The following is a 12,814-nucleotide window of genomic DNA, read 5'->3' on the forward strand; positions in this document are numbered from 1 at the left end:
CATGACCTACGACGGCGGGTTCATGGCCCGTTGGCAGTTTCTGGCCGATACAGGTGGCTCGCAATGACGCATCAACAACTCAGGAGCTGCCGAGTACAACTCGGCGATCCAGAGTAGCCGCGGCTTGCCCAAGACCAGCCGCTCTTCCCTTTTCCCTTTCCCGTTTTCCCTTTTCCCGCTCTTTCAATCTCCGGCCCTGGTCGCCAGATTTGCATCCAGGAACTTCAGCACGCGCTCGTAGAGTTCCTGGCGATGGGCCTGACGGTAGAAGCCGTGGCCTTCATCGGCTTCGTACATCCATTCCACCGTTTTCCCGGCCTTCTCCAGGGCAGCTTTCATCTGCTGGGCGTGGATCGGCGGTACGCGCTGGTCTTCGCCGCCGTGGATCAGCATCACCGCGGCCTTGATATCGGCCGCATGATGGACCGGCGAATAGTCCTTCAATTGCGCTTCGTCCTTGCCGATGGCCAGCTTCAGGTAATTCTCGCCGTAGGCGGAATCACTGATGTCGCCACGCTTGTACATCAGCGACAGATCGCTGAGGCCGGCGTAGCTGATGGCGCAGCGGTACATGTCGGGCTCGCGCGCGGCGCTCATCAGGGCGGCGTAACCACCGTAGCTGGCGCCAAAGATGCACACGCGCTCGGCATCGACATGGCCCTGCTCGGCCGCCCAGCGCACGGCGTCCGCCAGATCTTCCTGCATGGCACCACCCCACTGGCGATAACCGGCCACCCCGAAGTCCTGCCCGTAGCCGCCGGAGCCGCGAAAGTTCAGTTGCAGCACGGCATAGCCGCGACTGGCGAGCAGCTGTGACCACAGTTCCCACGACCAATCATCACGGATGCCGTGCGGGCCGCCATGGGGCAGCACCACCAGCGGCGGCTTTACGCCCTCTGCGGTCTGTGGCGTGGTCAGATATCCGTGCAGCGTCAAGCCGTCGCGGGCCTTGAGTTCGATCGGCTGGCGCGGACGCATCAGGTCCGGATCGGCCCACTCGTCGCGCGCCAGCAGAAAACGGGCCTTGCCGGTATCGCGGTCGTACAGATAATACTCGCCGGAGTTGCGATCACTCTCGACATGGACCAGCGCTTGCTTGGCGCCCAGCGACCAACTCACCGGCAGTACCAGCGAGCCGGCAAAGCTCTTCGCCATCAGCGCCTGGATGCGGGCTTCCGGAGCATCGGCATCCATTAGCACCACGTCGCTGCGGTCGTCGGCGGTGATCACGCCGTAGAGTTTGCGTGCGTCGGCGGTGAGCAGCGCGCCCAGCGGCTCGGCGACCTTGGCCTGGTGCAAAGTCTGGCCGACGCCGCTGTCAGGGTGCCAGAGTACGATTTTCCCAGGGCCTTTCGGGCCCAGGATCTGCATGGCGACGCTGCCATCGTCATCGGCGATGGCCAGCGGCGTCAGTTCGTTGCCGCTTTGCTGCTCGTCATCGACCAGCAGCCATTGCTCATCGGCGGTGCGTCGGTACAACTGATGCCAGCCTTCCGGCGTCGCGCCCCAGGCGTAGACCGGATTGGCCTTGGCATCCAGCAGGAAATCAGCACCGCCGATGGGCGCCTTGGCCAGCTTGGTGCGCTTGCCACTGACCACATCGACCGAATAGAGCTCGGTAAAGGGCAGGTCCTGGGCCCCCGACCACACGGCGATCACCGCGTGCCTGTCGTCAGCTGGCAGGGGCTCGACCATGGTCGCGAAACCGGTGTCATTGGCCCGGGTCTTCATGCGCGTGCCGGCCTGCATGGCGCCGGACGTACCGTAGATGGTGCGGACGCGCTTGCCGTCAGCATCGACGGCAATCAACTCGCCGGTGAACAGCGGCTCGTCGAGTCCGCCAAAGCGCCGCGACACCGCCAGCACCAGCCGATCGCCCGCGACCCACCAGAAATCACCGACCAGCCGGCGCTGCGCCGAGCGCAGCCCGCCCACGGCCTTGAGCGTGGTGCTGTCCAGCACCACCAGCATGGTTTCGTAGTCGCTCTGCTGCGTCACCATGGCCAGATAACGGCCGTCGGGCGACAGCTTCATGTTGTCGACCGAGGACGGCTTGGCAAAATCCGAAATCGGAATGGGCGCGGCCGACGCACTGAGCGCCAACGCCAATATCAAGGGAGTCATTAGTTACGATCCATCACAAAGATGGCGGCGAGACTAGCAGCTGGCATGGGCTGAAGAAACCGACTCGCCGATCAGGGGCCATGAGCCCATGACCGCACGAGCCCCCAAGCGGCGCTGCCGGCGACGCCAGACTCTCGGTCGGGCCATGAATCCGGCCCGGTAGGAGCGGCTTGCGCCGCGATACCGGGCTCCCGGCACGTGCAAGCCTCGATCGCGGACAGAGTCCGCTCCCACAGATCGGTTACTTCGCGACCGCTCGTGATCTGCCGACTAGGCAAAACGGCGCCGCAGCGCGGCGCCCTTTACAGGAGGGACACGCAGTACCAGCCTCAGGCGATGCGCTCTGCCCCGCCCATGTACGGTCGCAGCGCATCGGGGATGGTGATGGACCCATCTTCGTTCTGATAGTTCTCCATCACCGCAATCAGCGCCCGACCGATGGCCACGCCCGAGCCGTTGAGCGTGTGCAGCAATTCGGGCTTGCCGGTGGCCGGATTGCGCCAGCGCGCATGCATGCGCCGGGCCTGGAAGCTTTCGCAATTGGAGCAGGAGCTGATTTCGCGATAGCTGTTCTGGCTCGGCAGCCAGACTTCGATGTCGTAGGTCTTGGTGGAGGCAAAACCCATGTCGCCCGAGCACAGCAGCATGGTGCGATAGGGCAGGCGCAAGCGTTTGAGGATGTTCTCGGCGTGGCCGGTCATTTCCTCCAGCTGGTTGTAGCTGTCTTCCGGCTTGACGATCTGCACCAGTTCGACCTTCTCGAACTGATGCTGGCGGATCATGCCGCGGGTATCGCGTCCGGCAGCCCCGGCCTCGGCGCGGAAACACAGTGAATGCGCGGTCAGCCGCTGCGGCAGCGTGTCGGCCTCGACAATCTCGTCGCGATAGAGATTGGTTAACGAGACTTCTGCCGTCGGAATCAGGTACATGCGGCGCCACAACCAGCGATGCAGCGTCGCCACCATGGCGTCGGAGTTGTGCAGATCGTCCCACAGTGCCGCCGGCATGCGGCCCAGGGTCTGCAGTCCGAGGTCACTGGCAATGCCGTTGATCAGGGCCAGCGCATCGTCCTGATCGCGACGGTGGATGGCGCCGTAGAGCGCGTCCTTGGCCTTGCCGTCAACCGCCAGATAGCGGGTGCCCACCGGCACCTCGAACAGATCTTCCTCGAACTTGGGCAGCTGACCGGTACCCTGCATGGTTTCGCTGGTCACCAGCACCGGGACGTTGACCTCGGTGTAGCCGTGATGGGTGGTGTGCACATCGAGCATGAACTGCGCGAGTGCCCGGTGCAGCTTGGCCAATCCACCACGCAACACGGTGAAGCGCGCGCCGGAGAGCTTGGCACCAGCTTCGCCATCGAGCCAGCCGTTGCGGGCACCGAGTTCGACATGGTCCTTGACTTCGAAATCGAAGGTACGGGGAGTGCCCACCCGACGCACGGCGACGTTGCCGGTCTCGTCGGCCCCGACCGGAACGCTGGCGTGCGGAATGTTCGGGATGCGCAGCACGATCGCCGACAGCCGCTCCTGCAGTACCGCCAGACGATCTTCGGCCTGCTTGAGCTGATCGGGGAGCGCCTGACTCTGGGCCATCAGATCATCGGCATTTTCGCCCCGACTCTTGCGCATGCCGATCTCTTTGGCCAGTCGGTTGCGATTGGCCTGCAGCTCCTGCGTTTCCGTCTGCACCTGCTTGCGTTCGGTCTCGAGCGCTTCGAGGTCTTGCATCGGCAGGTCCAGACCGCGCAGACGCTTCAGGCTTTCGGCAGTGGCTTCCAGGTGATGGCGGAACAGCGCAGGGTCGAGCATGAGTACACCTCGCAGAGAACGGCAAAGACTCGGGATTATGCAGCCGCCACATTGTGGCCGCTTCGTCGGGCAATGAATTTGTTCGAGATCATGGCCGGCGACCTGAAATCAACCAGAAATCCGTCGGAAGCAACAACAGCAGTTATCCGCAAAGGACACGAAGGACGCAAAGATGGCTATGGACGAAAAGGGGGAAAGCACCGGGACACCCTAGCGTCCATTGCGGAGAAGGAGACTCCCGATCCCGCTCGCGTCAAATGCCACACAATTAGGTAGATCAGAGCCCCTGGCGGCGCGCTTGTTCGCGCATCGAACAGGGGCGGGGGGCAGGGGACCCACGTCGCGGCACGGTCAGATCATGCGTCGAGGTTGGACCCCTGCCCCTCGCCCCTCGCTCCTCGCTCCTCGCCCCCTGCGGCGGGCATACTCCGATCTCATCGCCTCAGCAAAGGACAGCACCATGGGACTGGAACGCGTACCCGCCGGACGCCAGGTACCTGATGAAGTGAACGTCATCATCGAGATTCCGATGAACGCCGAACCGGTCAAGTACGAAGTCGACAAGGACTCGGGCGCCATCTTTGTCGATCGCGTACTGACCACGCCGATGCGCTACCCGTGCAATTACGGCTACATCCCGCACACCTTGTCCGGAGATGGCGATCCAGCCGATGTCCTGGTGGTGATGCCGCTGCCGCTGATCCCGGGCTCGGTCATTCGCGTGCGTCCGATCGGCCTGCTGGCCATGGAGGACGAGGCCGGCGAGGACACCAAGCTGATCGCGGTGCCCATCGACCGCATCTACAGCGCCTACGCCCATATCCGCAAACTCGAAGACGTGGCCGAACCCACCCGCGACCGCATCCGCCATTTCTTCGAGCACTACAAGGATCTGGAGAAGGGCAAGTGGGTCAAGGTACGTGGCTGGGAAGACGCCGCCGCCGCCAAACGCGAGATCGTCGAATCCGTAGAGCGCTATGAGGCGCTGCCGGTAAAGCCGGGATACTGAAGAGCGGGACAGGGGAAAAGGGAAAGGGAAAAGGGAAGAGCCGTGGCTCGTGGGGCCGGCGTCTGGTGCGGCGATGGTTTCAGACTTGTGCCCGGTGAAGTTTCTGTGGCTCCAGACTTGTGTGGACGCTTTTCGGCTCTGCGCCGGGCGTCACGGCGAGGCGGCTGGCTTGCTTCGCTGGGCTTTTCATGAATCCGCGCCTTTGTTGATGCGTCATTGCGAGCCAGCTGTGTCGGGTGTCGGCCCGACACTGCGCACGGGCCATGAACCCCCGGCGTCATTGCGAGCGTAGCGAAGCAATCCAGGGGCGTGCGGCGCTACCGTGGATTGCTTCGTCGCTGCGCTCCTCGCAATGACGCATCAATAACTTACGATATGGCTTCATGTAGAGGAACGCAGTGACCAAGCAACCCAGTGCTTCTGAGGAGGTGCGTCTGGATTGCTTCGCTACGCTCGCGATGACGCCGGCCGCTTCCGATCATGACCCGCGTCAGGACTCGATCGTCGACGTGCGGGCTCTGCCGACAACCGACAACCCGCAACCCGCAACCGACAACCAGCAACCAGCCCCTCTATGATCCGCGGAAACCCTTTCGGACTCTCCCTCCACCATGATTGATGCCATCAACCTCGCCGAGCTGCGTGCGGCCGGCTACACCCGTGTGCCGGTGGTACGCCATGTGCGTGCGGATCTGGATACGCCGCTGTCGGCCTACCTGAAGCTGGTCGATGGTACCGATGCCTATCTGCTGGAATCGGTTGAAGGCAGCGACACCTGGGGGCGCTATTCGATCATCGGCCTGCCGGCGCGCGAGCGTATCGAGGTGCGCGGCCGGCAATGGCGGCGCCTGCTCGATGGCGTCTGTGTCGAGGAGCGCGAGGTCGCTGACCCGCTGGCCGAAGTCCAGGCCTTGATCCACAGCGAGAAGGTGCCGATGCAGGAAGGTCTGCCCGCCTTCGCCGGCGGCTGGGTCGGCTATTTCGCCTTCGAGACCCTGGCCTACATCGAGACCAAGCTGGCCCGCGATGATCGTCCCGATCAACTCGGCACACCGGAAATCGTGTTGCTGCGCACCGAGGAACTGGCGGTGTTCGACAACCGCAAGGGCAGGCTGTCGCTGATCGTGCACGCTGCCACCGACGAGACGGGCGCCATCGAACGGGCCGAGCGCCGGCTGGATCGACTCACCTATCGGCTGCGCGCACCGGCGCCAGGTTATCCCGAAGTGCTCGACCCCCAGGCACTGGACGAGGCCCATTTCGTGTCCGGTTTCACCCGCGAGGAATTCGAGGCGGCGGTGCGTCGCTGCCAGGAGTACATCCTCGCCGGCGACGCCTTTCAGATCGTCATCTCGCAACGCCTGTCGGTGCCCTTCCGGGCACGTCCCATCGATGTCTACCGCGCGCTGCGTTCGCTCAACCCGTCACCGTACATGTATTTCATGGACCTCGGCGACCTGCATGTGGTCGGCTCGTCCCCGGAGATCCTGGTGCGGCTGAAGGCCGGCGAGGTGGTGGTACGTCCAATCGCCGGCACGCTGCCGCGCGGCGCCAACAGCGCCGAGGACGATGCCAACGCCCAGCGCCTGCTCAGCGATCCCAAGGAATGCGCCGAGCACCTGATGCTGATTGACCTCGGCCGCAATGACGTTGGCCGGGTCGCGCAATCGGGCACGGTCCAGCTCACCGACCAGATGGTGGTCGAACGCTATTCGCACGTGATGCACATCGTCTCCCAGGTGGTCGGCCAGTTGCGCCCGGAACTCGACATCATCGATGTGCTGCGAGCCACCTTCCCGGCCGGCACCCTCTCCGGCGCGCCCAAGATCCGGGCGGTGGAGATCATCCAGGACCTGGAACCGATCAAGCGCAATCTCTACGGCGGCGCCGTCGGCTACATCAACTGGCAGGGCGAAGCCGACCTCGCCATCGCCATCCGCACCGCATTGATCAAGGACCAGACCCTGCACGTGCAGGCCGGCGCCGGCATCGTGGCCGATTCAGATCCGGGCATGGAATGGGAAGAAACCATGAACAAGGGCCGCGCCGTGTTCCGCGCCGTCGCCGAGGCGGTGCGCGGGCTCTGAGGCTGGTTGCTGGTTGCTGGTTGCTGGTTGCTGGTGTGGGAGAGAGCTGTCTCACGCGGAGGCGCGGAGATCGCGGAGAAAAGCAAAGACGCCAAAGAGCCCCGCTGAGCCGCTGCGCGGCACAACGGGCTACAATAGCTCCTGTAGCCCGAACTGCGCGCAGCGCTGTCCGGGCGGTGACGCCAAAGAGCCCCGCTGAGCCGCTGCGCGGCACAACGGGCTACAAGAGCCCCCGATCAGTCCCTGTTACAACTTCGCCGGCCACACTGAGGCCCGATTCGGTGGCGACGGGATTTGGGAATGGCTGTAAGGTCCGCACGTCGGTGGCTGCTCGCTGCTTCGGGCTTGCTGGCGCTGGCGCTGCTGGCGCTGAGCCTGCGTACCCACCTGCCCGGTCCAGGTGAGACGCCGGTCGAGGCGCCACCGCCGCTGGGCATGACCCTGCCGCAAACGCCGGTACCGGACTCGCTGCTGCTGTTGCCGATCGAGCTCCAGGCCGCCGCTCTCGCCGAGATCGCAGATCAATTACCCGAGCACATGCCGATTCCGCCGCGGCGCGAACGCAAGAAGTTCCGCTTCGGCAGTGTGTCCATCGAGACCGAGGGCGATGTCTGGCTGTCGTCGACCACGGTGCGAGCGCACGACGGCGCCTTGTGGGTCAGCACCGACGCCGATGCCGAATTGCGCGCGGAACTGGCGGGACGGCGCAAGACCGTCCGTGGCCGCGCGGCCATCGATGCACGGATCACGCTTCAGGTCGGAGCCGACTGGACGGTCAAACCGGACATCGAGCTGGACTATCGCTGGCTGCAGGCGCCGAGCACGCGGGTCTTTGGCATCGACGTCGGGCTACGGCGCCAAGCCGATCGGGCGCTGCAACCGCGGCTCGATCAACTCGAACAGCGCTGGGCCGAGTCGATCCAGAAGAAGCTTGACCTGCGTGCCCGCGCCGAACAGTGGTGGACGCGACTGCAGCAGCCGTTCGTGCTCTCCAGCCAGCCCCCCCTGTGGCTGCAGGTGGATCCATCCAGCGTCTACTGGCAGCCGCCGCGCACCGAAGACGAGAGCCTGCAGCTGCTGCTGGGCGTCAAGGCGAAATTGCAACTGGTGCATGGACCCGTGCCTGACGCGCGCGAGGCCACGGCGCTGCCGGCGCTCAGCCTGCAGGCTCCCGAGGATTCGCAGCTGCGACTGAACCTGGATGTCCAGGCCCAGTACGCGGCGATGACCGAGGCGCTGCAGGCTGCGCTGGGCGGCAAATCGCGCACGGTGAGTTACGCTGGCGGCAGCGCAATCGTGCAGTTCGAGGAGTTCCGGGTGTATCCCTCGGCACCCGATCTGGTGCTAGCTGCGCGCCTGCGCATCGAGGGCCTGGGCTTGCGCGACAGCAAGGGCTGGGTCTATCTGCACGGCCGCCCCGGTTTCGACCCGAAGACCCGAACGCTCAGCATCACCAACATCGATTTCGTCAGCGTCAGCGACAACCCGCTGCTGCAAGCGGCATCAGAGCTGCTGCGCGACCAGATCAGAGCGCAGCTGGCTGCAGCGGCGCGCATCGACCTCAGCGACCGACTCACGCAGGTGCAGGAAACGGCCCAGACCCAGCTCAATCAATGGGTGGAGCGCGCGGTCCGTGACCGCGACAACGCATCCGGGCAGGCCGAAAAGCTGGCGAAACATCTGCATCTGGCCGCCAGCATCGATGATCTGCAGTTGCTCGATCTGGCACCCGGTGATGACGCCCTGATGCTGCGGGTGTCCCTCAGCGGCAAACTGGCGCTGGAACTTCGCTGACAAATCCGCTGGCTTTCGCGGTGACAGGGAAGAGTATCTTTGTCCGCAAAGGACGCAAAGTACGCAAAGAAGAGCCTTTCCAGGGATGGCATCGAGTCCATCGCCGGCCCGACGGCCAATCAAATTTCCGCTTCTACTTTGCGTCCTTTGCGTCCTTTGCGGACGAAAAATCTTTGCTCCACTCCGCCACATTTCCAAATCACGCGCGGGCAAACTCGCGGAACGCCGCCGCCACCTCGTCCACGGCCTCCAGCTGCGGGTAATGACCGACGCCGGCCAGTTCGACGACATCGGCATTGGCCACGAGTTCGCGGTAGCGCCGCACCAGTTGCGAGCCGGAGATGGGATCGTCGATGCCGTCGATCAGGCGCATCGGGATGCGGCTTTGTTCGAGCGCGCCGACCCAGCGCGAGCGCATGCGCCGGCGCTCGGCCATGTAGCGGATCAACCGGGGCAACACGGCGCGGCCGTTGTTGTGTTCCATCAACTCCCACATCGAGCGCAGTTCGGCCTCGCCCAATGGCCGCTTGCAGATCTCGTTCATGGTGGCGGCAAAGCGCGGGAAGCGGGTCATTCGCGCAATCAATCCGCCCAGGGGCGAGGCCAGCAGCTTCTGGATCAGGCGCGGGCTGTGGGCTTCAGGGAACAATCCACCATTCAGCAGACACAGCTGTTGCATCGACCACACCTGGCTGCCTTCCAGTTGCCGCGCCAACAGCTCCTGCGCCACCGTATCGCCGTAGTCGTGTGCAAGCACCCGGCACGCCCGTATGCCGAAATGCGCGAGCACGGCTTCGGCCAGATCCGCTTGCGCAGCCATGGTGTAGTCGAAGGTCTTCGGTTTGTCCGACCAGCCGAAACCCAGCAGATCGAAGCTGATGCAGGTGAACTCGTTCTCCAGCCGCGAGACCAGCGGTTGCCAATCCCGGGAGGCGGTCGGAAAACCGTGGATCAACAACACCGGATCGCCCTGGCCGCTGCTGCGCACGAAGATCCTGTGCCCCCGCCAATCCAGAAGCTGCCCTGTCGACTGCCAGCTTGCTGCACTCAAGTCACTCACCATCATGCTCCGCACCAGGATTCGCTGGCAGTATCCCAGAGTAGGACCAGCGCGGCAGGGCTGCCGCGCCAGCCGACAGTTCTGACAACCAATGAGCCAGCTGCCGGGCTCGCGAGGGAGACCATGATCGTGAAGCGATACTGGATTCGTTGGAGTGTGTGCCTGTGCCTGATGCTGCTCGCCAGCGCGGCGTCCGCTGCGCGGCCGCTGCCGCGCGCACCCGGTACCGATCTGCGGGTACTGGTCTGGAATGTGTCGGGCGAACAGTTTTTCGAGCACCAGAAGGGCTACATCAAGGCGCTGAGTGCTGTCGATGCCGACTTGCTCATACTCGATGAAATGCCTGTGGGTCGCAGCACTGAAGACGTGCGAGCCGTGCTGACGCAGATCGAATCCCGCCGCCAACCTGATTGGCAGATCGCCTATGGCAGCAGCGGCTACAATCAAACCACGGTGTTTGCAGCGCGTGGACACGTGCAGGCGTTGCCGGAGTTCGCCTTTCTACCCTATCCGCAGAACGCCCGCGAGCAAGTGCTGGCGCCACTCACGAACGCCGACAAGCAGCTCCGCATGAAGCAAAAGCTGGATGGCGGCGTTGCCAGTTTCGGCGTGGAGGCTACTTTCGGCAAACGCCGGGCATTGCTGGTCGGGGTAGACCTGACCTGCTGCGGCGACAGCGATGATGCTTGGGAAGAACGTCTGCGACTGGTGGAATCCACGGAAGTACGGGCGGCACTGGATCGGGCCTGGTCGCAACGGCAGGTGCATGCGGTGATCGTCGCTGGCGACTTCAACGCGGTACGTGGCCGCAAGCCATTGCTGCCAGTTCAGGGTGATCCTGGCAGTGGCGACTCCTATCTGCGCGTTGCCCCGGCGGCGCATGCCAATGGCATCGACGACTGGACCTGGGATGGCCGCGGCACCCCCTTTCCGTCTCGCCCACTGGATTTCATCCTGCACAACGAAGGGCTGACGCTGCTGCATGCCCTGGTCTTCGACCCGGAGACCATGGCCCCGCGCCAGCGCAGCCGGCTCGGATTGCGCCGCGACTCGCTGATCCCGTTGAGCGAACATCGACCGGTGATAGCCGACTTTTCCTGGCGCTGACGCATACGTTTTGCCCACCGGGCCGGGTTCACCCTATGGCAGCACGCGCGTGGGCGAAGCCGCCTGGGCCTGGGTGCGCCACCGGTATCAGACCAGGAGCAAGTCATGAGCGACAAACCCCGATTGACGGCCGCGGATTTTGATCCGGCGGTCATGCGCTTGTTTGACGAATACGTGCACGGGATCATCGACCGTCGCGCCTTCCTCAAGCGGGCTGCCGGCTTCGCCGTCGGCGCTGCCGGCGCCACCGGCCTGCTGGCCGCGCTGAGTCCGCGTTTTGCCGAGGCCCAGCAGGTCGCGGCCGATGACGCCCGCCTGATAACCGAGTATGTGGAGATTCCATCACCGACGGGCTACGGCAGCGTGCGTGGCTATCTGGCCAAGCCCCGTGCAGCAGAAGCCGCGCTGCCGGTGGTGCTGGTGATCCACGAGAATCGCGGCCTGAATCCACACATCGAAGACGTGACCCGCCGCCTGGCGCTGGAAAACTTCATCGCCTTCGCCCCGGACGCACTGTTTCCGCTGGGCGGCTATCCAGGCGACGAGGACTCGGCACGGGCGCTCTTCGGCCAGCTCGATCAGGCCAAGACCCGCGAGGACTTTCTGGCCGCCGCGGCCTGGCTGGAGACACTGGAAGGCGGCAACGGCCAGCTCGGCGCCGTCGGCTTCTGCTACGGTGGCGGGATCAGCAATTTTCTGGCCACGCGCCTGCCCCAGCTGAAGGCTGCCGCGCCCTTTTATGGCAGTGCACCCACCCTGTCGGAGGTGCCCGCGATCAAGGCCGAACTGCTGGTCGTGCTCGCCGCCAACGACGAACGTGTCAACAGCGGCTGGCCCGACTACGAGGCGGCGCTGAAAGCGGCGGGCACGCGCTACCAACTGTTGCAACCTGCTGACACCGTACACGGCTTCCACAACGACACCACCCCGCGCTACAACGAAGCCGCCGCAAAGCTGGCCTGGGCGCAGACGCTCGCCTTGTTCAAGCGCACACTCAGGTCCTGAGGCGATGCCAATGCGTGGCTGGGCCTTCGCTGGCCAGCGAAGGTCCGAGCCGACAGTCATTCGCCCGAATAGCCTGCCGCCGCGAAGGCGCGAGGCGGGAATCCAGCATTTGAGGCACGAACCCAAGCCTGGAATCCCGCCTTCGCGGGAATGACGGTTTCCGATTTGTTCGGAGGGTTTCCAATGCGCATCGCGTAGCGGAGGCCCGCGGGGAAAAATCGTTCCACGGGCAACGAATAATAATTTATTTTGGTTGCATAAAGGTCACCAATTAATCATGGTGCAGCGCACCATGAAATGCTTGAACGAGCGACTGCATGAACGGGCTGGCCACGGCACTCGCAACAGTCCTGGCCTCATCCGTCCTGGCACGGGTCGCCCTCCTTTGCAGGACCCGAGGCTCCCGACTTGCGCATCCGGCGAGCTTCACTGTGGCGTCCCGGAGTCCGGATCCAGGCTGGGTTTCCGCGCTCGATAAACCGTTTCTACCGCAACAAATCAAGCGTTTGGCGTGTCTGACCAAAGAGTTGTGACTTTTCGAATCAGTTTGAATCTACCCCAGGCAAGTCCAGGCATCCGGCTTTGACCGGACAATGTCGACGCCCCCGGGCAGCAACATGCAAGCTCGCGTAAAACAAGACAATTGTGTTTACGCAGCGTGAATGTGAAGTTAAACGATCGCCATGAAAATGATGCTGCGCCGCAACAATACTTCCGACCAATCGCGGTGATAGCTTGGCTCGTCGCCGTCGGGAGGGGAGTCCCGCCGTGCGCTCCGGGGTTGTCGATTCTTTTGCCAACTAAAAGCATGGCTGCG

The 12,814-nt window shown here is 64.0% G+C and carries 8 protein-coding genes; 5 read left to right on the forward strand and 3 right to left on the reverse strand.

Features of this window, described 5'->3' with window-relative positions:
* Positions 1–183 precede the first annotated feature (183 nt).
* Complete coding sequence (locus H7A19_06125; GenBank protein MCP5474401.1) at positions 184–2,124, reverse strand: S9 family peptidase; 1,941 nt, start codon at positions 2,122–2,124, stop codon at positions 184–186.
* Positions 2,125–2,453: 329 nt separating this feature from the next.
* A complete protein-coding gene (gene serS, locus H7A19_06130) occupies positions 2,454–3,935 on the reverse strand; it encodes a serine--tRNA ligase (GenBank protein ID MCP5474402.1) in 1,482 nt (493 codons plus the stop codon).
* A gap of 460 nt (positions 3,936–4,395) precedes the next feature.
* Between serS and ppa the strand changes: the two genes are divergently transcribed.
* The 3 genes from ppa (at position 4,396) to H7A19_06145 (ending at position 8,825) form a co-directional block, all read left to right on the forward strand.
* Positions 4,396–4,944 (forward strand): inorganic diphosphatase, encoded by a 549-nt coding sequence (gene ppa, locus H7A19_06135; GenBank protein ID MCP5474403.1) that lies wholly within the window; start codon positions 4,396–4,398, stop codon positions 4,942–4,944.
* A 611-nt stretch (positions 4,945–5,555) separates the two neighbouring features.
* Complete coding sequence (locus H7A19_06140; protein MCP5474404.1) at positions 5,556–7,031, forward strand: anthranilate synthase component I; 1,476 nt, start codon at positions 5,556–5,558, stop codon at positions 7,029–7,031.
* A gap of 300 nt (positions 7,032–7,331) precedes the next feature.
* Entirely contained in the window at positions 7,332–8,825 is a 1,494-nt protein-coding gene (locus H7A19_06145; protein MCP5474405.1) for a DUF4403 family protein, read from the forward strand.
* 199 nt (positions 8,826–9,024) lie between these two features.
* On the opposite strand, the gene H7A19_06150 is transcribed toward H7A19_06145, so the two are convergent.
* Complete coding sequence (locus H7A19_06150) at positions 9,025–9,891, reverse strand: alpha/beta hydrolase (protein ID MCP5474406.1); 867 nt, start codon at positions 9,889–9,891, stop codon at positions 9,025–9,027.
* A gap of 117 nt (positions 9,892–10,008) precedes the next feature.
* On the opposite strand from H7A19_06150, the gene H7A19_06155 reads away from it, so the two are divergent.
* Both H7A19_06155 and H7A19_06160 read left to right on the forward strand, forming a co-directional pair.
* Positions 10,009–10,992, forward strand: a complete 984-nt coding sequence (locus H7A19_06155; protein MCP5474407.1) for a hypothetical protein — start codon at positions 10,009–10,011, stop codon at positions 10,990–10,992.
* 105 nt (positions 10,993–11,097) lie between these two features.
* Entirely contained in the window at positions 11,098–11,997 is a 900-nt protein-coding gene (locus tag H7A19_06160; GenBank protein MCP5474408.1) for a dienelactone hydrolase family protein, read from the forward strand.
* The last annotated feature ends 817 nt before the right edge of the window (positions 11,998–12,814 follow it).

Source organism: Rhodanobacteraceae bacterium, assembly GCA_024234055.1.
Lineage (GTDB): Bacteria > Pseudomonadota > Gammaproteobacteria > Xanthomonadales > SZUA-5 > JADKFD01.

Excerpts from the sequence above, each read along its gene's own strand:
- H7A19_06150 (MCP5474406.1), bottom strand. The coding sequence starts at position 9,891 with ATGATGGTGAGTGACTTGAGTGCAGCAAGCTGGCAGTCGACAGGGCAG.
- serS (MCP5474402.1), bottom strand. The coding sequence starts at position 3,935 with ATGCTCGACCCTGCGCTGTTCCGCCATCACCTGGAAGCCACTGCCGAA.
- H7A19_06125 (MCP5474401.1), bottom strand. The coding sequence starts at position 2,124 with ATGACTCCCTTGATATTGGCGTTGGCGCTCAGTGCGTCGGCCGCGCCC.
- H7A19_06155 (MCP5474407.1), top strand. The coding sequence starts at position 10,009 with ATGATCGTGAAGCGATACTGGATTCGTTGGAGTGTGTGCCTGTGCCTG.
- H7A19_06160 (MCP5474408.1), top strand. The coding sequence starts at position 11,098 with ATGAGCGACAAACCCCGATTGACGGCCGCGGATTTTGATCCGGCGGTC.
- ppa (MCP5474403.1), top strand. The coding sequence starts at position 4,396 with ATGGGACTGGAACGCGTACCCGCCGGACGCCAGGTACCTGATGAAGTG.
- H7A19_06140 (MCP5474404.1), top strand. The coding sequence starts at position 5,556 with ATGATTGATGCCATCAACCTCGCCGAGCTGCGTGCGGCCGGCTACACC.
- H7A19_06145 (MCP5474405.1), top strand. The coding sequence starts at position 7,332 with ATGGCTGTAAGGTCCGCACGTCGGTGGCTGCTCGCTGCTTCGGGCTTG.